Origin of the sequence: Corynebacterium sp. CCUG 71335, from assembly GCF_024454075.1 — a bacterium.
In the GTDB taxonomy this organism is placed as follows: Bacteria; Actinomycetota; Actinomycetes; order Mycobacteriales; family Mycobacteriaceae; genus Corynebacterium; species Corynebacterium genitalium.
In genome coordinates this window covers 28,613-50,279 of sequence record NZ_JAGPYY010000017.1, presented here as the reverse complement: position 1 = coordinate 50,279, position 21,667 = coordinate 28,613, and the positions used below count along the sequence as shown (strand labels likewise).

At 62.9% G+C, this 21,667-nt stretch carries 17 protein-coding genes and 1 pseudogene; 7 read left to right on the top strand and 11 right to left on the bottom strand.

Annotated elements, in window-relative coordinates:
* Nucleotides 1-454: 454 nt before the first annotated feature.
* Nucleotides 455-1,582, top strand: coding sequence for a hypothetical protein (locus KBX19_RS10880; protein WP_255998979.1), 1,128 nt, complete (start codon nt 455-457; stop codon nt 1,580-1,582).
* A gap of 24 nt (nt 1,583-1,606) precedes the next feature.
* On the opposite strand, the gene KBX19_RS10875 is transcribed toward KBX19_RS10880, so the two are convergent.
* The 3 genes from KBX19_RS10875 to KBX19_RS10865 all read right to left on the bottom strand — a co-directional run bounded on the left by KBX19_RS10875 (nt 1,607) and on the right by KBX19_RS10865 (nt 5,766).
* A complete protein-coding gene (locus tag KBX19_RS10875; RefSeq protein WP_255998978.1) occupies nt 1,607-3,181 on the bottom strand; it encodes an FMN-binding glutamate synthase family protein in 1,575 nt (524 codons plus the stop codon).
* Between the two features lie 187 nt (nt 3,182-3,368).
* A complete protein-coding gene (locus tag KBX19_RS10870) occupies nt 3,369-4,442 on the bottom strand; it encodes a GNAT family N-acetyltransferase (protein ID WP_005289805.1) in 1,074 nt (357 codons plus the stop codon).
* Nucleotide 4,443: 1 nt separating this feature from the next.
* Nucleotides 4,444-5,766: a DUF349 domain-containing protein gene (locus KBX19_RS10865; protein ID WP_255998981.1), complete on the bottom strand. Its 1,323-nt coding sequence runs from the start codon at nt 5,764-5,766 to the stop codon at nt 4,444-4,446.
* Nucleotides 5,767-5,949: 183 nt separating this feature from the next.
* On the opposite strand from KBX19_RS10865, the gene KBX19_RS10860 reads away from it, so the two are divergent.
* From KBX19_RS10860 to dapF, 3 genes are read left to right on the top strand one after another with little or no spacing between them, the layout of a single operon-like run.
* Nucleotides 5,950-6,525 carry a hypothetical protein gene (locus KBX19_RS10860; RefSeq protein ID WP_255998973.1) on the top strand — a complete coding sequence of 192 codons (576 nt, stop codon included), beginning with the start codon at nt 5,950-5,952 and terminating at the stop codon, nt 6,523-6,525.
* Complete coding sequence (miaA, locus tag KBX19_RS10855) at nt 6,522-7,439, top strand: tRNA (adenosine(37)-N6)-dimethylallyltransferase MiaA (RefSeq protein WP_255998970.1); 918 nt, start codon at nt 6,522-6,524, stop codon at nt 7,437-7,439. Before KBX19_RS10860 ends, miaA begins: the two co-directional genes overlap by 4 nt.
* Nucleotides 7,436-8,374, top strand: a complete 939-nt coding sequence (gene dapF / locus KBX19_RS10850) for a diaminopimelate epimerase (RefSeq protein ID WP_255998967.1) — start codon at nt 7,436-7,438, stop codon at nt 8,372-8,374. Before miaA ends, dapF begins: the two co-directional genes overlap by 4 nt.
* On the opposite strand, the gene KBX19_RS10845 is transcribed toward dapF, so the two are convergent.
* The 5 genes and pseudogenes from KBX19_RS10845 to KBX19_RS10825 form a co-directional block, all read right to left on the bottom strand.
* A complete protein-coding gene (locus KBX19_RS10845; protein ID WP_255998965.1) occupies nt 8,375-9,427 on the bottom strand; it encodes an ABC transporter substrate-binding protein in 1,053 nt (350 codons plus the stop codon).
* Nucleotides 9,424-10,512 carry an ABC transporter ATP-binding protein gene (locus KBX19_RS10840; RefSeq protein ID WP_255998963.1) on the bottom strand — a complete coding sequence of 363 codons (1,089 nt, stop codon included), beginning with the start codon at nt 10,510-10,512 and terminating at the stop codon, nt 9,424-9,426. Before KBX19_RS10840 ends, KBX19_RS10845 begins: the two co-directional genes overlap by 4 nt.
* A 3-nt stretch (nt 10,513-10,515) precedes the next feature.
* A pseudogene (locus KBX19_RS10835) lies at nt 10,516-12,123 on the bottom strand (ABC transporter permease).
* A gap of 51 nt (nt 12,124-12,174) precedes the next feature.
* Complete coding sequence (locus KBX19_RS10830; protein WP_255998961.1) at nt 12,175-12,699, bottom strand: DUF2892 domain-containing protein; 525 nt, start codon at nt 12,697-12,699, stop codon at nt 12,175-12,177.
* 35 nt (nt 12,700-12,734) lie between these two features.
* Complete coding sequence (locus tag KBX19_RS10825; protein WP_255998980.1) at nt 12,735-13,484, bottom strand: hypothetical protein; 750 nt, start codon at nt 13,482-13,484, stop codon at nt 12,735-12,737.
* A gap of 118 nt (nt 13,485-13,602) precedes the next feature.
* On the opposite strand from KBX19_RS10825, the gene hflX reads away from it, so the two are divergent.
* Nucleotides 13,603-15,120 (top strand): GTPase HflX, encoded by a 1,518-nt coding sequence (gene hflX / locus KBX19_RS10820; RefSeq protein ID WP_255998959.1) that lies wholly within the window; start codon nt 13,603-13,605, stop codon nt 15,118-15,120.
* Nucleotides 15,121-15,127: 7 nt separating this feature from the next.
* On the opposite strand, the gene KBX19_RS10815 is transcribed toward hflX, so the two are convergent.
* Nucleotides 15,128-15,781, bottom strand: coding sequence for a DeoR/GlpR family DNA-binding transcription regulator (locus KBX19_RS10815; protein WP_005289826.1), 654 nt, complete (start codon nt 15,779-15,781; stop codon nt 15,128-15,130).
* A gap of 33 nt (nt 15,782-15,814) precedes the next feature.
* Nucleotides 15,815-16,486: a transcriptional repressor LexA gene (lexA, locus tag KBX19_RS10810; RefSeq protein WP_005289827.1), complete on the bottom strand. Its 672-nt coding sequence runs from the start codon at nt 16,484-16,486 to the stop codon at nt 15,815-15,817.
* 452 nt (nt 16,487-16,938) lie between these two features.
* Here lexA and KBX19_RS10805 point away from each other — a divergent pair, with 452 nt between their 5' ends.
* The gene (locus KBX19_RS10805) at nt 16,939-17,175 is read left to right on the top strand and encodes a hypothetical protein (RefSeq protein ID WP_255998957.1); all 237 of its coding nucleotides are present in this window, start codon (nt 16,939-16,941) and stop codon (nt 17,173-17,175) included.
* 32 nt (nt 17,176-17,207) lie between these two features.
* Nucleotides 17,208-17,672, top strand: a complete 465-nt coding sequence (gene nrdR, locus KBX19_RS10800) for a transcriptional regulator NrdR (protein WP_255995041.1) — start codon at nt 17,208-17,210, stop codon at nt 17,670-17,672.
* On the opposite strand, the gene hrpA is transcribed toward nrdR, so the two are convergent.
* Nucleotides 17,669-21,610, bottom strand: a complete 3,942-nt coding sequence (gene hrpA, locus KBX19_RS10795; RefSeq protein WP_255998956.1) for an ATP-dependent RNA helicase HrpA — start codon at nt 21,608-21,610, stop codon at nt 17,669-17,671. The genes nrdR and hrpA overlap by 4 nt on opposite strands.
* Nucleotides 21,611-21,667: the final 57 nt, after the last annotated feature.

Below are 21,667 nucleotides of genomic sequence, written 5' to 3'. Positions count from 1 at the left end.
GAACTCGTCACTGAACTTCCTAGGCATGATCCAATCCTCCTCTAGAAACGATCGGAACTAAACCCAGGACACTTCAGTGGTGGTGGATGTTCGGCCTTGTCATACAGGAGAAGGAAGGCTGTACCGGCGGAACAGGGAGCTGTTACGACTACGGGTACTACTGGTTGTTTTTCACTTCTATCGCTGCGTCGATTGTTCTGTATCTGATCAACAACGACCGCGATGCCCACGAGTCTGCGAACGCCCAGTGGCGCCAGGCACAACGACACGAAACGATGGCGCGGTTCAACATCTACTTGCGGTAAGGGGCGGCCCGCTTAGCATTCGAGCCCGAGCGAATCTGTTCCGCCGTAGCGATGGATTGTCGTGCCGCTGCGGTGGGAACTTTGCCCCGCTTTCGTCACATTGAACTAACAGTGTTCGTGCGGGAAACCGGGAAAAGGGGCGGTAGCTCATGCAGAAGAGACCAACGTACGGCGGCGGTACCGATCACCACCCGGAGTACCGTGTTACCCCGAACGGGTTGGAACCCCCCGGAAAGCTGCGGCCGTGGACGCGGATGTACATGGGCAACATGGTTCGCACGCCGCTGTTTGGACTGGCCATGACGTTCATGATCGCCTTCATGCTGCCATACATCGACAACTACGGTTGGCTGGGAAGCTCCTATGCAAGCTCGAAAGACATGGGATCCCCTCCTGCGAATGTCTTCGAGGCTGTGTCTGTAGTACTCGGATTCGTCGCCATGATGGTGGTGGCAATCGTGTCTATGTACCTGGCGCTCTACGCGCTCATCGTCCTGGCAGCAGTCCTGTGCTTCGCATCCGTTGCCTTGTGGTGTTGTGGGGCAGTGTTTCGTGCAGTTGAAACGGTTGCCGGCTCCGCCTCTGTCGGTACCCATGAGTTCCACGTTGCTTACTACCTTCTCCCACTTATCACGCTGGCGATGGCTGTGATGCTGAGAGGCGTGTGGAAGGGACACGAATGGGCGACTCGTGCGAACGGCAACGAGTTCTACGAGCTCGTACGGCGGCTATGGATCCGAAACTACAATGGAATGCTTTCCGTCCCGCCGCCGTACGAACGTGTCTCGCGCCGGGACGTCGGGTGGAAGAGGTGGCTGATGCTGGGGTGTACTGGTGCATTCGTGGTCTTCATGTTTACACCTGCGTTGGACCAGATGAGCGGCTGGAAGTTTCTGAGCATCTTGATCACCACCGGGCAGTTCCTTGGTTTTGACACAGAGTGGGTGTTCCTCGTGCTCGCCACGCTCGGAGTCGTCGTGCTTGGCGCGTGGATTGTCATGAGCAACCGCGCCGGAAACGCGGTGTACTGGGCCTGGTTACTTGCCTGCCTGGGCCAATGGTTCTGGGTTCTGGGGACTTTCGTGCGGGCAGCTGACGGCTGCGCTTCCGGGGCCGAGAACTGTTACAGCTCCGGCTATTACGCTTTGTTCCTTACCTCCGTAGCTGCATCGATCGTGCTGTACCTGATTAACAACGATCGTGATGCCCACGAGTCTGCTCACGCCGAATGGCGCCAGGCGCTGCGCGAACAAGGTGGTGGAGATGGCAACGCCTAACGGAAAGAGTGCTCCTCCCGGCGGCTACCTGTGCTGCGTCTTCACAGGCAGTCGGAACTCGTCGGGTGAGGCGTGGCGCCAGGCTTCGGACCATTGGTCGGGGGCGTCGTCAAGCAATTGCCCGGGCTCGAGCCAATCGAACAGTGCCTCGTATGAAAGCGTGACACCTGGCTCGACGACTTTGCGCAGCATCGCTGGGGTGAGGTCGTCCGGGTGGGATGCGCCGCACGCCGCCATCATGGTGGTGGCTTGGCGCACGGTAGCCTGCTGGAAACGCTGCACGCGTTGGGCTTTGAGGTCGACGTCGATGGCGCGCTGGCGCCAGTTGCTCTGGGTGGCCACGCCGGAGGGGCACTTGCCGGTCTGGCACTTCTGGGCTTGGATGCAGCCGACGGCCATCATCATTGCGCGGGCGGAGTTGGTGTAGTCAGCGCCCTGGATGAGGCGCTTCACAATGTCATTCGACGCCGCCACCTTGCCGGATGCCCCGAGCTTGACCTTGTCGCGCAGGTTCGTGCCGACGAGCGCATTGTGCATCATCTGCAAGCCCTCGGTCAGCGGGAGCCCCATGTGGTCCTCAAACTCGAGCGGGGCGGCGGCGGTACCGCCTTCCGCGCCATCGATAGTGATGAAGTCTGGCGCGGTCCCCACCTGCTCAATTGCTTTGCAGATTGACAGCACGTCGATCATGGAGCCGACGCACATCTTGAAGCCGATCGGCTTGCCGCCGGAGACCTCCCGGATGTGGGCGATGAACTCGATCAGCTCGACCGGGGTAGAAAAGACACGGTGGCGGCTGGGGGAGAGGCAGTCCTCGCCGACGGGGATGTCGCGCACGCGGGCGATCTCCTCGGTCACTTTCGGGCCGGGCAGCATGCCGCCGAGGCCGGGTTTGGCACCCTGCGACAGCTTCAGCTCGATCATCTTCACCTGGTCGATCTGCGCGATGTCCTTGAACTTCGCCTCGTCGAAGCCGCCGTCTTCGGTGCGGCAGCCGAAGTAGCCGGTGCCCAGCTGCCACACGATGTCACCGTTGTTCTCCAGGTGGTATTCGCTCAGGCCACCTTCGCCGGTGTTATGGGCGAATCCGCCGAGCTCAGCACCCTTGTTCAGCGCGCGGATGGCATTGGCGGACAGTGCGCCGAAGGACATGCCAGAGATGTTCATCAGCGCCATGTCGTATGGTTGCGAGCACTCCGCACCACCGATGTTCACCCGCGGCGGGTCCTCCGGCACCTCCGCCGGGACCACCGAGTGCACAAGGTACTCATAACCCGCCTGCGACACTTCCCTCTCGGTGCCGAAGGACCGTTCCCCATCGGTGCCGTCGGCGCGCTGGTTGATCACTTCACGGGTTTGCGCGTCGAACGGTTTGCCGTCGGCTTCGCCCTCGATGAAGTACTGATGGATCTCCGGGCGGATCTCCTTTGCCAGGTAGCGCGCGTGCCCCAGCACAGGGTAATTGCGCAGAATGTTGTTTTTCGGCTGGATCAAATCGTTCGCAGCAAGGCCCGCGGCCGCGGCCGCCACAGCGCCAGCCACTGTTTTGCCCGGGTTGCTGCCTACAAGTTTGCTTATCGACGAAAATCGCTTACCCACTAGCCATCACCTTCAATGATCACGGGATTGTTCCGCTCACCAACGTACCTATTCGCCGCTGCGCTGTCTGAGGAGCAATTCCCTCGCCTAGGAAAGAGGTCTGCGGAAAAGTTGACAGACCCGATCCGCGCTTTGAAAGTTCGTGCAGGTCAGAGGGCTGAGGGTGGGTAAACAAGAATCCAGTTTGTCAACTTTTCCGCACGTGCTTCTGCCACGCGGTCGCATACGAGATGATTTCGGGCGACAACGGCCGGAGAAGCCGTGCAGCAGGTTCGCTCTCGGCGGGGTAGGAGGCATACGCTGTCTCGACCTTCGGCCATTCAGTCTTCGCGGCGGCGAGGAGATTTTCAAGCATCCGCTTTGCGGCGCCCTGGCCCCGATACTCGGGAAGCACGTAGATGAGCCCGAGCTCCATGAGTCGGTCGTCGTCGACATCGTAGTGGACGGCTTCTGCCATCCCGATCACTTTGCCATCAGGGGCGTGGGCGACCGCGGTGAGTTGGGTCCCGCCCCGGTCCATCAAGCGGGCGCTCGCGTCACGGAGACGCTGCTCAGTCCAATTGATCGAGTCGAGGATGAGGTCACCGCGCGGATAATCCCGCGAAGAACCGGACAACAATGCCCGCAGCGATGGTAGGTCATCAGGGTTGAAGCCCATGTTGCGGACAACGGAGATGCCCGGGCCTGCTGCCTCCGCCGCAACCGCGCCCAGCGAGAACGTCGCCTGCGCCTCGTGGTACGCAGCTGAATATCCGTGACTGGTGAGACTCAGTTCGGGTTCAACTAGAGGCTCGCCCGAGTGCGTGACCCACACTTGCCGGATGGGGCGGTCGAAGGAGGCGGAAAGGGCGTCGATAAGCGAAAGGGCGGCGACCCACGGCTCACGCGGAACGGGCTCTCCGGACCCGGGGACGGGCGCGACGGCGGCGTCGAGAGTGACGGTCGCTTCGATCACGCGTGTGTCCTCGAGTAGGGGCAGGGAGATGAAGACCCACGCGGCGATGTCGGCGAGATCGTCGACATGCACCTCCGGATATCCGAGCGGGCCGAGCGGACGCGGTGCCTGCAGGTCAGTTAGCGCGAACAAAAAAGCCTCGGACTCCGCGGAGCCCTCGAGGCGCTTCGCCATGTGGGCAGCGCTCACGCCGGAGTAGGGGCTGCCGGTGATGTCCTGGATGGCGAGGGTCGCTGAGAACACATACGCGCCCACGACGTCGCCGGAGTCGCGGCCGCCGTGGGCGTAGATGAGGGGAGTGAGCAAGCTAGTCGTTCAACGCCTTCGCGGCGACATCAGCGAACTCCTGCCACTGCTCCGCCTGCGCGCGCAGCTCCGCGGCCTGCTTTGCATTGCCCTTGGCTTCGGCGGCGTCGGCCTTGGCGCGGAAATCGTCCGCCTTGACCTGGAACTGGTTGGCCTTGTCCTGCTGGACCGGGTTGGACTTGCGCCACTGGGCTTCCTCGGCGTCGGACACGCGCTGCTCGATGTCGCCGATCTTGTTCTCGTACTCGCGCATCTTATTGCGCGGGACGTAACCGATCGCGTCCCATTTCTCCTGCAGCTCACGGAGTTTAGACTTGGCGGCGCCGAGGCCCTTCTCCGGGTCAATCAGTGAGTCGTACTCAGCGATGAGTGCATCCTTGGCCTGCGCGTTGGCTTCGTACTCGCGGTCGCGCTCGTCATTGACAGCGTTGCGGGCAGCGAAGAAGTGGTCCTGAGCGGCGCGGAAGCGGTTCCACAGCTTGTCGTCGACGTCGCGCGGGGCGCGGCCGGCGGCTTTCCATTCCGTCATTAAGTCGCGGTAGGCGCGGGCGGTGTCGTTCCAGTCGGTGGAGTCCTTGAGCTTCTCGGCGCGCGCGATGAGCTCCTCCTTCTTCGCCTTCGCGGCGGCGCGGCCGCGGTCAAGTTCGGCGAAGTGGGCCCCGCGGCGGCGGTTGAAGGAATCGCGGGCCTTGGAGTAGCGCTTCCACAGCCCGTCATCGGTTTTGCGGTCGATGCCGCGGACGGTCTTCCATTCCTCGAGGATGTCGCGGATACGGTCGCCGGCTGCCTTCCACTCAGTGGAGTTCTCGGCCAAGTCTTCGGCCTCCGCGGCGAGGGCTTCCTTGCGCTGAATAGCCTCGGCGCGGCGAGCCTCTTTGGCTTCTTTCGCCTTCTCGCCGGCGGTGTCGGCCTCCTCCAGGAGGGTTTTCAAACGTGTTTCAATCGCGTCCAAGTCACCGACGACAGCCTGCTCATCGAGGGAGCCGATGAGCTGCTGCGCCTGGGTGCGCACCGAGTTCGCGTCTTCCGGGCGGGTGCGCAGGCGGTTTTCCAGCACGCCGACCTCCGTGGACAGATCAGCGAAGCGCTGGGCAAAGTGCTTTAGGCCCTCCTCGGGGCTGCCAGCCTGCCAAGAACCGACGGCGCGTTCAGCACCGCCGCGGATGACGTAGACAGTGCCGTCTTCATCCACGCGACCGAACTCAGCGGCCTTCGCGGTGTCAGCGGCAGAAGCGGGCACAGGGCTCGGCGTGGACGGGGCACCAGCGGGAGCAGCGGGACGTGCACCAGGGCGCGGGCCGGGCTTCGGTGCCCGAGAAGGCATTGCGCCGGGGGAGGGAACCGGCGAGGGCCGGTTGTTCTCAGGGGTGGGGGGCTGCGTCATAGTGGGCCGTCCTTTCATCCTGTGCCGCGCGTCGCGGCTGCCGTTATGCCCCAAAACAATACCGCGACGGGGAGCGCAATGTAACGGTTCGGCTCACACGGACTCTTCTATAGGGTGAGGTTCATGCGCGGTTTCAATCTGCTTGTCGTTCCGGGGTCCCCAGCGGTAGTCGCTGAGCTGTCTCCGCAGGATGCGGCGGGGCGCGCGATCGTAGCCAAAGCTCGCGAGCTGACCGAGGGAGATACCCGCCCGGTCGAGATCGTCGGTTCGCGCGATCCGCGGTGGCGCACCGAGCACACTGGCAGCTTCCGCGCATGGGGTGCTGATGTGCACGTCGGAGGCGGCAACTACCTGCCGGAACTCATCGCACGCTACATCCTGCCGGGCCGCACCATTGGGGATTCCCGCGAGCACATCCAGCCGCTCAACCCCGACGCGCTCACCGTGGTGGTCGTCGATGGCTCCGCCGGACTCACTCCCCGCGCACCCCTTGCGCTTATCGACGGCGCCACCGACACCCACGACGCCATGACCGCCTTCCTTGACGGCACCGGTGAACTCCCCGCCGATCTGCCCGGGGTGATAGAGCAGGGGTTGTGGGAGGAGCTGGGGGCGTTGAAAGCGTCGAGAAGCGTGCTTCTAAGCGATGACACACTCGGCGTCGGGCGCTTCCTTGCGGCGTGGGAGGTTCACGCATGATCAGGCCTATCGCTGTCGTCGGCCCCACCGCGTCCGGGAAATCTGATCTCGGGCTGGCTCTCGCGCATGAGCTCGGTGGGGAAGTGGTCAACGTTGATTCCATGCAGCTCTACCGTGGCATGGACATCGGCACGGCGAAGCTGCCACTGGCTGAACGTGAAGGGATCCCGCACCACTTGCTGGACATCTGGGATGTCACGCAGACCGCCTCCGTTGCCGAGTATCAGGCACGCGCGATTGAGGTTGTCGACGCCATCGCTGCGCGGGGCAGGGTCCCCATCCTCGTCGGCGGTTCGATGATGTACGTCCAATCGCTGATCGACGACTGGCAGTTCCCGCCGACCGATCCCGCCGTCCGCAATAAATACGAGCAACGGCTGGAAGACGTTGGTGTGCACGCGCTCCACGCAGAATTGGCTGAAGTTGATCCAGAGGCCGCGGCCATCATTGAGGACAACGATCCGCGCCGAACGGTGCGTGCGCTGGAGGTCATTGAACTGACGGGCAAACCGTTCCAAGCCTCGCAGCCGCCAAAGGATGCGGCGCCACGGTGGGCCACGCGGATTCTGGGGTTGCGGACGGACGCGGAGTGGCTCAACCCGCGCATCGATAAGCGCACCGAGTTGATGTTCGCTGCCGGGTTCGTCGACGAGGTGCGAGGGTTGATCGCCGAGGGACTGGTCGCGGAGTCCACCGCCGGCCGCGCGATTGGCTACTCGCAGGTTCTCGGCTACCTTGCCGGCGCGATCACCCTCGAGGAAGCTCAGGAGCGGACCGTCACGGGGACCCGCCGCTACGTGCGCCGGCAGCGCTCCTGGTTCAACCGAGACAAGCGCATCACCTGGCTCGACGCGTCCGCGGCGGATGACGGCCGCGAGGCGATCCTCACCGCCGCGCTAGACTCGCTGGCGTGAACGAGAACACCCCGCAGACGACCCAGGCACCGGAGAACCTGTCCACCCTGCCGTTCATCAAGGCGCACGGAACAGAGAACGACTTCGTGGTGCTTATCGACGTCGACGACCAACTAGAACAACTCGGCATCCTCGATGATGACCTTGTCGCCTCGCTGTGCGACCGGCGTGCCGGCGTAGGAGGCGACGGATTCCTGCGCATAGTGAGCTCGGACGCTCACGATGCGCAGGGTGCGAACGGCAACCGCTGGTTCATGGATTACCGTAACGCCGACGGCTCCATCGCGGAAATGTGCGGAAACGGCATCCGCGTGTTCGCCCACGTCCTCGTCGCCCAGGGCTTGGAGCAGGCTCGCCAGTTCGACGTGGACACCCGCGCCGGGGTCAAGCACATCACCATCCACTCCCTAACGGGGGAGGACCCGAACGGCTCGACGCACGCAGTCGTGGAAGTGGGCATGGGCCCCGTCGGCGTGACCGGGGTATCCACAGGCCGCATGGGGGACTTCGAATTCGCTGGACTAGGCGTGGATGTGGGCAACCCGCACCTCGCTGCCGTCATCCCAGGTTTGACACCTGTGCAGCTGGCGGAGCTGGCCTTTGAGCAGCCGGCCTTCGACCACGAGTTCTTCCCCGAGGGCGTGAACGTGGAGATCGTCACCGACCCTGAAACCGCCGGCGGTGAAATGCGCGTCGGGATGCGTGTGTGGGAGCGCGGCGTCGGCGAGACCCGGTCGTGCGGCACGGGCACGGTCGCTGCGGCACGGGCAGCGCTTGCCGATGCCGGCGTGGAGAACGGCACCATTACCGTTGACGTTCCGGGCGGCACACTCACCATCGCGATCAATGACGGCGAGGCGACGATGACGGGGCCGTCTGTCATTGTCGCGCGCGGCGAGGTCTCGCTGAAATCGCTGCGCAAGGACTTCACGTAATTAGCGCATTGCGCGCTGGAAGAACGCGACAGCGTCCGTCTTCTCCTGCGTGATGTCGGTTAAGTCGGCTTCGAGCAGAGCGATGTCCTCCAGCGTGGGCGCGCCTGGCGGACTGTCGACGTCGGTGCGCACCGGCAGGTAGTTCAGCTCCGCGGCCGTGGTCTGCCCTTGGCGGGAGACAAGATAAGACACGAGCCGCTGGGCAGCCTCGCGTGACGGCGATGCCGCAAAGACCGCCGCGGGCTGGGTGATGTACGGGGCGCCGTCGGCGGGATAAACGGCCTTGATGGGGGAGCCCTCGTCGGCCAAGTCGCGCACACGGTAATCAGTGACGATGCCGATAGGGTGGCCGCCAGCAGCGACCTCTTCTGCGACAGGGCCAGCGGACTGCGCAATCATCGGGCGGTTTTCGCCCAGCTTGTTCACCCAGTCTTCGCCGAGCTCGGGAGTCTGCAGCCACACCGCTGCATTGAACGCGGTGGCGCCGGACACTGCTGGGTCGCCGAGCACGATCTCGCCCTTGTACTTCGGGTCGGTCAGGTCGCCCCAGGATGTGGGAGCCTCGTTCTCCGGGATCCGGTTGGAGTTGTAGGCGATGATGGTGGGCATCATGCGGGTTCCTACGTAATAACCGTCGTCGTCGATCGCCTCCGGCAGGATCGCGGTGAGGTCGATATTGGTCAACTCCGCCAGGTCGCCCTCCTGCTTGTACACCTCGAAGGTGGGGGCGTCGGCGCACCACAGCACGTCGCCCTCGATCCCGCCGGTGGCTTTCTCGGAGGCGACGCGGGCGACAAGCTCGCCGGTTCCTGCGCGGTACATCTTCACCTTGATGTCGGGGTTGAGTTCCTCGAACTCGCGGATGGCGATGTCCGCCTTCGCTTCCGGCTCGGAGGTGTACAGGGTGATGGTGGTGACGCCGTTGCGCATGTTTGGCGAGCGTTCGCCCTCCGCGGGCGGTTCGGCGCAGGAGGACAGGAACGCCAGTGACGTTGCGAGAACGGCTGACACGAGCGAGGTGCGGCTGCGGGCGAGGTTTGCAGAAAAGGTCACGGTGCGGTCCTCTCGTCGGCGGCGGTCCTGTCATCCACCGGGTAGGCGAGTACACGTTCTGTGCGCACACCGACGGTCTCGCCAATGCGCGGGCGTCGGCCGCGGACCTTGGCACGGAAGGTTGTGCCGTCGACATCGAGGGTGACGGAGTGCCCGTCGAGCTCGAACAGAGCGGATTCGATCGTGCCGCGCGCGGCATACGGGTCGGAGGAGTCGACGACGCGCACGGCAGCTGGCAGGACCGCGATGTCGATGACCTCGCCGAGATCCTCCATTCGGCCGCCGACGGTTACCAGATTGGATTTATGGAAGCTCATAGCCGGGTCCTGGCTGACGTATTCGAATCCGTTGCGGCGGGCGCGCAGCACGGTCGCGTCGGAGAAGAACTGTGCGACCCAGGCCGTGGCGGGTGCGGAGTAGAGCTCATCGGGGGTGGCGACCTGTTGAAGTTGCGCATCGGCAAGCACTGCGATGCGATCGGCCATGGCCAGGGCTTCGCCGCGGTCGTGCGTGACATGCAGCGTGGTCAGTCCGTGGGTGCGAGTCAGAGCCACAAGTTCACGCCGCAGCACGTCGCGTAAGGGTTCGTCGAGGGCGGAGAGGGCTTCGTCGAGAAGCAAAACGCGCGGATCGCCCACAATGGCGCGCGCGAGCGAGACGCGCTGACGCTGGCCGCCGGACAGGGCGTCCGGTTTGCGTTCCTGGAGGCCGTCGAGTCCCACCAGTTCAAGTGCGTCGGTGACGCGGCTTGCGCGCTCACGCTTATCGACGCCCGCCCGCACCAGCGGGTACTCCACATTCTGGGCGACAGTCATATGGGGCCACACCGCGTGCTGCTGGAAGACCATGCCCATGTGGCGGTCCTCCGGCGGAATGCCGGTCATGTCCTTGCCGCCCACGTAGATGGAACCGGAGCTCGGCTCGACGAACCCTGCGAGGGCCCGCAACAGCGTCGTCTTGCCCGAGCCGGACGGGCCGACGAGCGCGAGGAATTCGCCGGCTTCGATGTCGAGGGTCACATCGCGCAGGCCCTGCGTGCCACCCGGGAACGTGACGCTGACGGTGTCGAAACGGATGTCTTCCACGGTCTACCTCCTAGCGGATGCCGAGCCACGGGAAATGCCCGCGCTGGCGAGGACGAGAACGATAAGCCCACCGAGCGTGAACATGAACGCCAGCGCGGAGGCTTGGTTATAATTTCCGGCTTGCTGCAGGTTGAACAGTTGCACACCGAGCGTGGTGGTGCCGGGAGCGATGAGCAGGACCGAGACCGTCAACTCGCGGATCGCGGTAACGGCGACAAGGACGGCACCCGAGACCGCGGCGGGGATCGCCATGGCACCCGAGGTGTTGAAGATGGCGCGCAGCGGCCCCGCCCCGGAGATACGCGCGGCCTCTTCCATGGCGAGTGGAGTGCTTTTCAACGGCGCGCGGACTGCCTGCAGCACCGTGGCGGTGTAGGCGCACAGGTAGGCGGCGAGAATGATCCACGGGGTGTTGTAGGTGCCGGTGTAGCGGCTGATGATAAGCCAGCCGACACCGATGATGAGCCCCGGAAGGGCGGTGGGTAACAGCGTCACCAGGGTCAACAGGGTGTTGTCGCGGCTAATGGTACGGGTGACGAGGATGCCGATGAGCTAGCCGAGTACGCCGCACAGCACCGCCGCGGTGAGCGACATCCACAGGGAGTTAGTGAACCCGTCGATGACGCGCGGGTTCTGTAGGGTGCGTTCGAAGTTGCGCCATGTCAGCGTCTCCCACGTTAGCGGCACACCCGGAGCGGGCAGGAGAGCGCGGTAGATCAACCCGCCGACGGGTAGCAGGGTCACGGCGAGGCCAGTGGCCCAGGTGGCCGCAGTCACCGGCCACGTGGCGGCGCCGAGATCGAAACGCAGCGGCGCCCCCGCGTTCGTGCCGGAGCTGGCGGCGCGCTCGGCGACGATGTAGTCCGCGATGACTGCCAAAATGCCCATCACCAGCAGCACGACGCCGATGGTGGAGACCACCTGTAACGGGTTAGGCACCGTTCCGGATTCGACGAAGCGGTACACCATCGTGGCCAACGTTTCGAAGCGGGCAGGTGATCCGACCAGGGCCGGAATGCCGAAGTCCCCCAGGTTGGACACGAACGTCAAGGTGAACGCGCTGAGCAAGGCTGGGCGGACCAGCGGCAAGGTGATGGTGCGCAGGGTGGTCCAGGTATCAGAACCTGACAGGCGCGCAGCGAGCTCTAGATCGCGCGGGATTTTGCGCAGCGCAGCGGCCATGATGACGTAGACGATCGGGTAGGCGTGCAGCGTGAGCAGAAAAATGACGCCGTCAGCACCGTAGATGTTCCAGATCGGTCGATCGAAGATGGCGTTGAAGCCCTGGTTGCGGCCGAAGAGCTGCAGCCACGCGATCGCGCCGACAAACGGCGGCACAAGCAGCGGGGACAGCAGCAGCAACCGCGCCACGTGGGCACCGGCGATGGTGGTGCGCTCCACGATGACGGCGGCAAGCGTTCCCACGACCACCGCGAACAAAGACGACAACAGCGTCGAGTAGAAGGAGTTCCAGGCCGCCCGGCCAAGACCTGATTCAATCAGGACGGGGATCTGGTTTCCGCCCAGAGCAAGGCCCACCACGAGGTACAGCGGCGCGATGAAGAATCCGGCGGCAATGAGCCACATTCCGGCCCGGAATAGCTTGGGCATTGCTCAAAGATACAACATGCCCGCCTGCCACAGCAGCGCTGTGCAGGAGTTCTATGCAGGCCCGTAGTCGCGCGCGGCTCGGCGGGCATCCGTCCACGACTCAGCAAGGTCCGCTGCCCGCTGGTCAGCGATGGAGAGCATGCGTTCGAGGGAGGTGCGGTCGAGATCGTCGCTCAGCAAATGCGTGTCAACGCGCGCGAGGAAACGCTTCGCAGAGCTGCGCCGCAAGTGGAAATCTTGCACCTCCGCGAGCCGCGAATGCGGGTTGGCCAGCTCGGGGTAGTGCAGGGTGCGGTCGGCGAGAGCGTCTGTGGAGGGGCCTTGGAGCAGGTCGTCGTACTCGCCCAGGACCTGCTCGATGTCGTCGCGCGCGACCCGCAGCGATGCCCGGAGGGATTCAATCTCCGGGTCGGTGGTGCTGTTGCAGAAACCGATGAACGCGACGGCCGCGACGACACCACCGAGGATCAGCCCTATCCAGCCGAAGCGTGCTCCGAGCAGGATCGCCACAACCAGCGCGAGGGTGAGCCATATAGCTGCCTCGACGCTGCGTCGCGGTTTGTGGTTCTGCGCCATCACAATGTCACTGGCCGGGTTCTTTTTTAGGGGGACTAGTGCCCGCCGCAGCCTCCAGAGCCGCATGCGCAAGCGCCGCCACCGCAGCCGCCACCGGTGGCCATCATAACGGAGCCGGATAGGACACCGGTGCCAGCGATGACGGTGTTGCGCTCGGGCAGCGTGTCCGCGTTGGGGAGGACCACATCGAAGGGGAACGCGCCGTCGACAGAGACGTGGATGAACTGCTCACCGGTGAGCATGTTGGTGCGGTACTCGGATTCCAGCACGCGGGCAGAGAACTGGGCACCTGCATCCGGGCTGGCCGGGGCTCCCGTGGAGACGATCTCCGCACCCTTCGAGGTGATGGTTCCCATCACCCCGCCGGTCTCGGACAGGTAGTGATCAACACTGTCGTACCGTGCCACGTCCATCCCGAGGATGGTGAAGCCCATTTCCTGCCAGGTGAGGGTGGATTCGTCGACAAGCAGCGGGCCCTGGGCGATGTTGGCCGTGACGGAGGTGAGCACCGTGCCGGTGGGATCGATGATCTCGCAGAACCCGACGACATCCGTGACCATGGTGACGTTCGCGTACGTGCGGGTGGTGGAGTCGAAGCCGGCGAATGTTGCGAACGGCTCGACTGCCAGGATGTTCAGCTGCGCTCCGGAGATGTCGGCGAACTGGATGAGCTGGCCCCCGCGGACCTCGCCGGTAACGGCAAGCTGATTCGAGGCGATCGCCGCCTCCACCGCGTCCTGCCATCGCGCATAGTTCATGCCGATGCTGGAAAGATCCGTGCTGATCGCTTGAGTCATGTCTCCAGATCCTACAACTGCCGTCAAAGAATCCCGCATACGGAGGGAACAAGCTGGATGGCTGGGTTGTTGAGGTAGAAAACTACTGTGCAACAATAAGGACTCAATGACCACTTCTTCGCACGCAAGTTCTCAACCCAGCCATGACGAGCTGCTCGCCCAGGCTTTCCGCCACAATGCGCCGCAACCGACCGATCGGGGCCGCGACGAGGCCCATGAGCCGTCTGTCGGCACGCTGGACTTGGCCGAACGCAATGCTTTTCGGCGTGTCACCCGCGAGACCGAAATCCGCTCCGAAGAGCACAAGGATGTCTACGAGGTTGAGTACCGAAAGCTCCAGCTGGAGCAGGTCATCCTCGTCGGCGTGTGGACGGAAGGGACGACGGCCGAAGTCGAGGCAAGCATGACCGAGCTCGCGGCTCTGGCTGAAACCGCCGGCGCTGAAGTGGTAGAGATGATCTACCAAAAGCGCGACAAGCCGGACCCGGGCACCTACGTCGGTTCCGGAAAGGTGAGCGAACTACGTGACATTGTGCACGCCACCGGCGCCGACACCGTCGTGTGCGATGGTGGTCTCTCGCCGGGCCAGTTGGTGGCGCTTGAGGAAGCCCTGAAGATCAAAGTCATCGACCGCACCATGCTCATTCTGGATATCTTCGCCCAGCACGCGAAGTCCAAAGAGGGTAAAGCGCAAGTGTCCTTGGCGCAGATGGAATACCTCTACACCCGTACCCGTGGTTGGGGTGGCAACCTGTCGCGTCAGGCTGGCGGCCGGGCAGGCTCCAACGGTGGTGTGGGTCTGCGTGGTCCTGGTGAGACGCGTATTGAGGCCGACCGTCGCCGTCTGCGCACTGACATGGCTAAGCTACGCCGCGACCTTTCCGGGATGAAGACCGCCCGCGACATCAAGCGCGCTCAGCGCCAGCGCTCGACGCTGCCGAAGATCGCCATCGCCGGGTATACGAACGCCGGCAAGTCCTCGCTAATCAACGCGATGACCGACGCTGGGGTGCTCGTCGAAGACGCACTGTTTGCCACCCTGGATCCCTCCACGCGACGCGCCGAGCTTGCTGACGGCCGCACCGTCGTCCTGACCGACACTGTCGGCTTCGTCCGCCACCTGCCCACGCAGCTTGTCGAGGCGTTCAAGTCCACCCTGGAAGAGGTGGTCGGCGCTGACCTCATGCTCCACGTTGTCGATGGCTCCGACCCGTTCCCGTTGAAGCAGATCAAGGCCGTCAACGATGTCCTGGCGGAGATCACCCGGGACACGGGCGAGGAGATTCCGCCGGAGATCATCGTGGTGAACAAGATCGACGAAGCGGACCCCGTCGTGCTAGCCGAGCTACGCCACGCGTTCGCGGATTCGAAGCACAATGTCGTCTTCGTCTCCGCCGTGACCGGCGAGGGGATTGACGAGCTTGAGGGCCGGATCGAGATGTTCTTGAACACTCTCGATGCCCACGTGAAGCTGCTCGTCCCGTTCACCCGCGGCGATGTTGTCTCACGCGTCCATGAGGAGGGCACTGTGCGCAGCGAGGAGTACAACGAAGAGGGCACGCTTATCGACGTCCGCCTGCCCCGCGTCCTCGCCGAGCAGTACGCAGAATTCGTCGTAGCGTAGAACCGAGTTAGTGGTCTGGGTCGGTTCGGACTACGTCGATGCCGTGTTCAGACAGCTTCTGCACCACCTCATCCGAAGCGTCCGCGTCAGTGATGAGCACGTCGATGCTGTCGAGCGGGGCGTAACTGACTACCGCTTCCTGGCCGAACCGTGCGGAGTTGCAAAGAACCACGACCTTCTCAGCGTTGATCACCATTGCCGACTTCACTGCGGCTTGTTGGGCATCATCCGTAGACAGGCCGTGGTTGACGGTGAGAGCGTCGGCATCGATCACGGCGACCTTTGCCCGCATCAACGCGAGCGTACGCAAGGTCGTGTCACCAGCGGTGGACTGTGCCGCGTAGTTCACGGAGCCGCCCAGGAGCTGAACATGTGTACCGGCTGTGCTGGATAACTCCAGGGCGACAGGAATGGAGTGCGTGACAAAGGACAACGCCGCTGCGTTGCCGGTGCCGCTTGATGTCACCGCCTCTGCGAACGATTGGGCCACATGCACGGCCATTGCACCGGAATCAACGAACACGACGCCATCGTCTGGCAGGTGCGCCAAAGCTGCTCGAGCGATAGAGGAGCTCGCCCGAGAGGCCGATTGCGAGCGCGGGTCAGCAGACTCCACATGCCCGTGGGAGGCGGTGAGCTGGCATCGCTCTTCGGCGTTCATGGGTCTTCCTTACCTGCTCAAAGGGGACATGGTCTAGAGCTTACGGAACACGGAGACAACGAGCCCCATGATTTCAGCATCATCCCCCTTGATCGGGGCGAAGGCTTCGTTGTGGGGGAGAAGCCACACACCGGAGGAATCCCTGTGGAACTCCTTCACCGTTGCTTCCCCCTCAATAAGCGCCGCGACGAACTGACCTTCCTCCGCTACCGGCTGGGTACGCACGGCAACCCAATCGCCGTCGAGGATGCCCGCGTCGCGCATGGACTCACCCACGACTTGGAGCAGGTAGAGATCACCGTCGCCGACGAGTTCTTCCGGCAGAGGGAAGTAGCCGTCGACGTTCTCTTCAGCGAGAATCGGGTTGCCCGCAGCAATCTGCCCGACGACGGGGATGTAGCGCGGCGGTGCCGCATCGTCCGGTTTCGGATCAGCCTTGCGCTTCTTCCGGCCATTCTCCGGCAGGTGACGCAGATCAACGGCGCGGGGCTTGTTCGGGTCGCGGCGAAGAAAGCCCTTCTTCTCCAATTCCTTGAGCTGGTAGGCCACAGACGACGTTGACTGAAGGCCGGCGGCATCGCCGATCTCCCGAATGCTCGGCGGGTAGCCGCGGAGCACCACCGCATCCTGAATGACTTCGAGAATGCGGCGCTGCCTCTCTGTCAGGGTCTTAATGTCCGGTTTCTTGTCTGCGCTCTGGGGCATGTTCCTGTTCTCCTCTGATCGGTTGACCTCGGTGCCTTGTTCCTATCGGTGTGGCGAGAAACCCGAAGCTGAAATTCCTCACCAATGTTCGACGACACGCGGCACCGTTCGGTTCCCTTATGTCCACTTTTACCATGCGTAGGCAAATTTGTTCGATATTTCTTGACCACGTCTAGACAAACTCTACGGCCCTTGCTATAAATCGAACATAGGAACTATCGAACATTCTAGCGATCATTGCAATCGAACATGTCCGGTGCGGTTCGTAGAATCAAATCCGAACCAAGAAAGGAAGAATGATGACTATCTCTCTCGCCCGCCCTAACAGTGCTAATACTACCGATAACCTCCGTTCTGCTGAGGTTGAGCCAGCGGATGTTTGGGACCTTGACCGTGCACCGGTGATTCGTGCCTCGCACCGTCATGTTCGAACGCTCGATGGGCATAATCGAATGAATGAATCACCCCTGCGAGCGCGCGCAGAGGATCCGGACAGCCCGAACACGGCTCTCGAAACTCGCCGCGAGAAGCGCGCGGCCACGCTTATGGGCGCACTGCTCGGCCTCGGTCTCGTTGCGGGTTCTATCTTCGGCGGCGCGTTCTCTTTCGAGGACGACGGTTTCAGCCCGGAGCAGGTGAACGAGTCTGCGAATCTCCAGAACGCCGTTGCAACAGTGAACAACCGCTAAAGATTTTTCTGGGGGGGAGTAGAGTTTGAGGGGTGCACTGCCCCTTTTGCCAGAACGATAGCTCTCGGGTTTCTGACTCGCGCCTAGTCGACGCAGGATCGGCCATTCGGCGCCGACGTGAATGCACCGTGTGCGGTGGTCGTTTCACTACGGTCGAGAAAGCTGTCCTGACCGTGGTCAAGCGCAACGGAGTCAGCGAACCCTTCGACCGTGACAAGCTCATTGTCGGCGTACGCCGCGCGTGCCAGGGACGCGATGTCTCCGATGACGCTTTGAAGCGCCTCGCCCAAGAGGTGGAAGAGATTGTCCGCGCGCAGGGAAGCTCGCAGATTCCGTCGAACGAAATCGGCCTTGCCATCCTCGAGCCGCTGCGCGCACTCGACGAGGTCGCCTACCTGCGCTTCGCGTCCGTGTACAAGTCCTTCGAAAGCGCCGACGACTTCGAATCCGAGATCAGGCTCATGCGCCGCAAAGACCGCGGCATGGAAGGCATTTAGAGCTTATCCACCATCTTCTCGATCCGCCTCGGGCTTACCGGTTTCGCCGTACCGAGCCGTTGAGCGAATAAGCTCACACGCAGCTCTTGGATCCGCCACAGAATGTCCTTGACTGCCCGGGATTTACGGGCCGCCTGCGGTAGCCGGGCCAGTTTGGCATCGAGGTACTTCTTCACGTCGTCGACTACCGATTGGCGGTCTGCATCGCGGTCGGGGTCGCGGTTCATCTCCTCGAGCCGAATCTGGATCGCCGACATGTACCGCGGAAGGTGTTGAAGATTCTCCATCCCGTGCACTGTGATGGCGTTCTTCGGTAGAAGGAAGTTCATCTGCTGGCGGATGTCATCGATAGCTGGGCCGTCCCAGTTCTGAAGTTCCGCCGCAGTGTTGATGTATTCGACCACACCACCGGCGACGCCGACGACCGTGCGCCGAACCATGCCGGCCACCTCGGGCTTGACCTTGTTCAGTAGCGCATCGAATTCTGCAGGTGTACGCACGGGTCCACCGTGGGCGAACATGAGATCGCGGATCGCGGCGACGCGCGCATCTTCGACCAGCCCAGCGGCACCACCGTGCGGATACTTATCGACGGCCACACGCTGCCGCAACGGCAGGCCTTTCACCATCTGGGAGACCGAGACGTCGATTTGGCGCATGAGCATTGCCAACGTCGCCGTCACCATGGATTGATCAGCAGCGGCCTTTGTCGGGAACACCTTCACACGTACGCCGTCATTGGTCGCCTCCAAGGCGGGGAAAGCATCGACGTTGTTGCCTTCGATCTTTGTTGTCACAGTTTCCGGCACATCACCAAGGGTGTCTTCCGTCCACTTCGTAACTGAGTCGGATTCAGCCTTCTTGGTCGCCTTTGCTACAGACGAGGTGATTTGGCCGGCGCGGCGCTTCTTCAGCGCGGCCAGCGACGTGTCGTGGTCGGTGATCTTCCCTTTACGGTCGATGGAGGCAAAGGTGATCTTCAGGTGAGGCGGCAACGCTTCGGGCCGGAAATCGGATGCGTTAATGCCGTGCCCTCCGAGGGAGCGCAACACCTCGGCGAGCTGCTCGTTCAACGGAGATTCGTAAGGAACGAGCTTGTCTAGGGCGCGCGCGGCAAACTCTGGTGCAGGAACGACTGTCTTGCGCAACGCCTTTGGTAGGGAGCGGATGAGCTCTGTGACTAGTTCTTCGCGCAAACCGGGCACGAGCCAGTCGAATTCGCGCTCCTCCAGACCCGCTAACAGGGGAACAGGGACAAGGACGGTGACGCCGTCAAAGGGGTCGCCCGGTTCGAACTTGTATTGCAGGTCGTAGTCAATGCTTCCCTGGCGGATCTTGTCGGGGAAGGAGTCTTCGCTGGTGTCAGCGTCGGAATCGTCGATAAGTGCGCTCGGGTCGAAGTCGAGGAATGCGGCGTCCTCATGCTTTTTCTTCTTCCACCATGCGTCGAAGTGGCGGCCGGTCCCAATGTTGTCCGGCAGGCGTTCGTCGTAAAAGTCGAACAACGCCTCCTCGTCGACAACGAGACCGCGGCGGCGCACCTTCTCCTCGACTTTGGCGGCCTCTTCGAGGAGCTTGGCGTTGTGTTTGAGAAAGGCGTGGTGGGCGTTCCATTCGCCGTCGATAAGCGCGTGCCTGATGAACATGGTGCGCGCAGCATCCATGTCCACGCGGTGGTACGGCACCAGGCGATCAGCGACAACCGTGACTCCGTAGAGCATGGACTTTTGATGCACCATGGGCGCGGCGCGCTTGATGGACCAGATCGGCTCGGAATAGTTGTGCTTGAGCAGGCCGCCGGCGACTTTCTCCACCCAGGCGGGATCGATAGCGGCGACGTCACGCGCCCACAGACGAGACGTTTCGACGAGTTCGGCAGCCATCACGAACTCCGGCGGCTTCTTCGCCAGCACCGAACCGGGGAAGATCATGAAGCGTGTGCCGCGTGCTCCCTTGAACTCCTTCGAAGTGCCGTCGCGGGCACCGATATTGGACAACAGGCCGGTGAGCAAGGCCTGGTGGATGGACTTGGGGTCGCGGTCCCGCGAGTCATCGTGATCGTCCGTTGCGGTGGCGGTGCGGGCCCAGCCGAGCTGCCTCTCCGCCTCACGGAGCTGGCGCACAAGGTCGAACCACTCGCGGATGCGCATGTAGTGGAGGTACTCCTTCTTCATGCGCTTGCGGAAGGCGTTGCCGGACAGTTCATTCCGGGAGTCTTTGAGGTAATCCCACAAATTCAGCGCAGCGAGAAAGTCGGAGGTCTTGTCCTTGAAACGCGCGTGGGCCTGGTCGGCTTGCGCCTGGAACTCCAACGGACGTTCGCGGACATCCTGGATGGTCATGCTGGCGACAATGACAGTGACATCGTCCAGTACACCGAGGCGGTGTGCCTCCACCAGCATGCGGGCCATCCGCGGGTCGACAGGAATGCGCGCGATGTCGCGGCCGATGCCTGTGAGCACCGGCATGTCTTGGTCTTCCTTATCGGTGATGGCGCCGAGCTCGTGCAAGAGCATGAGGCCGTCGCGCACAGCCTTCTTGTCCGGTGGCTGGACGAACGGGAACTCCGCGATGTCGCCCAAGCGCAGGTTCGTCATCTGGAGGATGACGCTGGCCAGGTTGGTGCGCAGAATCTCGGGGTCGGTGAATTCGGGGCGGGCGTGGAAATTGTCCTCTGAATAAAGGCGGATCGCGATACCGTCCGCGATGCGGCCGGAGCGGCCCGAGCGCTGGTTGGCGCTGGCTTGCGAGATCTCTTCGATGGGGAGGCGCTGCACCTTGGTGCGCGTGGAATAGCGGGAGATGCGCGCCAGGCCGGTGTCCACCACGTAGTGGATGCCGGGGACAGTCAGTGACGTCTCCGCGATGTTGGTGGCTAGCACGATGCGGCGCCCGGAGTGCGGGGAGAATACCCGGTGCTGTTCGGCGTTGGAGAGTCGGCCGAACAGGGGAGTGACCTCGACACCGCGCCAGCGCTGCTTTTCAATGAGCTCCATTGCGTCACGGATGTCACGCTCGGAGGCGAAGAAGCACAGGATGTCGCCGTCACCTTCCGCCATGAGCTCCTTCAAGGCTTCAATCAGCCCGTCGAGCATGTCTGTGTCGACGACCTTCGTGCCGCCGTCTTTCGTGGGCACCTCCGTCTCAAGCGGACGGTAGCGGATCTCCACTGGGTAGGTGCGCCCCGAGACTTCAATGATGGGCGCCGGGTTACCGTCACTGTCGGCGAAGTGCTCCGCGAACGACTCTGGGTCGATCGTGGCGGAGGTAATGATGATTTTCAGGTCCGGCCGGTACGGCAAAAGCCGCTTGAGGTAGCCCAACAAGAAATCGATGTTGAGGGAGCGCTCGTGGGCCTCATCGATGATGATCGTGTCGTAGGCGTTCAGGTAGCGGTCCCGCTGCATCTCGGCGAGCAGGATGCCGTCCGTCATGAGCTTGACCGCGGTCGTGGCAGACACACGGTCATCGAAGCGGATGGCGTAGCCGACGGAGCGCCCAATGTCCTGGCCGAGCTCGTCGGCGATGCGCTCAGCGACAGTGCGCGCAGCGATTCGCCGCGGTTGGGTGTGGCCGATCAGCCCACGCCGGCCACGGCCCAGTTCAAGCAGCATCTTCGGGATCTGGGTAGTTTTACCAGATCCCGTTTCACCTGCAATGACGACGACTTGGTTGTCCCTGATGAGGTTCTTGATGTCCTCGCGTCGGGCGGAGACAGGAAGCTGCTCCGGGTAGGTGATCTGCGGGACCAGAGCGTCAATCGCGGCGACCTTCGCAACTTCTTCTTCTAAGTCGGTGTGGATCGCGGCTAAAGCGTTCGGAGCCTTCGCCTTCTTCAGGCGCCTGTCAAAGCGGCGGACTTGGGCAATCGGCAGCTCGTCGAGACGCGCTTTGAGGGCGTCGCGGGTGATGGGCGGGGAAGACTCGGGGGTGCTCATAATCAACGGCTGATCTTACCCGCGCAGCAGGTAAAGGTAGAAGCTACTGAGAGTGAA

Bases quoted from the DNA above. Each gene is read 5' to 3' on its own strand.
- KBX19_RS10880 (WP_255998979.1), top strand. From the start codon at position 455: ATGCAGAAGAGACCAACGTACGGCGGCGGTACCGATCACCACCCGGAG.
- KBX19_RS10865 (WP_255998981.1), bottom strand. From the start codon at position 5,766: ATGCCTTCTCGGGCACCGAAGCCCGGCCCGCGCCCTGGTGCACGTCCC.
- KBX19_RS10830 (WP_255998961.1), bottom strand. From the start codon at position 12,699: ATGGCGCAGAACCACAAACCGCGACGCAGCGTCGAGGCAGCTATATGG.
- hflX (WP_255998959.1), top strand. From the start codon at position 13,603: ATGACCACTTCTTCGCACGCAAGTTCTCAACCCAGCCATGACGAGCTG.
- lexA (WP_005289827.1), bottom strand. From the start codon at position 16,486: ATGCCCCAGAGCGCAGACAAGAAACCGGACATTAAGACCCTGACAGAG.
- miaA (WP_255998970.1), top strand. From the start codon at position 6,522: ATGATCAGGCCTATCGCTGTCGTCGGCCCCACCGCGTCCGGGAAATCT.
- KBX19_RS10805 (WP_255998957.1), top strand. From the start codon at position 16,939: ATGAATGAATCACCCCTGCGAGCGCGCGCAGAGGATCCGGACAGCCCG.
- KBX19_RS10860 (WP_255998973.1), top strand. From the start codon at position 5,950: ATGCGCGGTTTCAATCTGCTTGTCGTTCCGGGGTCCCCAGCGGTAGTC.
- KBX19_RS10815 (WP_005289826.1), bottom strand. From the start codon at position 15,781: ATGAACGCCGAAGAGCGATGCCAGCTCACCGCCTCCCACGGGCATGTG.
- hrpA (WP_255998956.1), bottom strand. From the start codon at position 21,610: ATGAGCACCCCCGAGTCTTCCCCGCCCATCACCCGCGACGCCCTCAAA.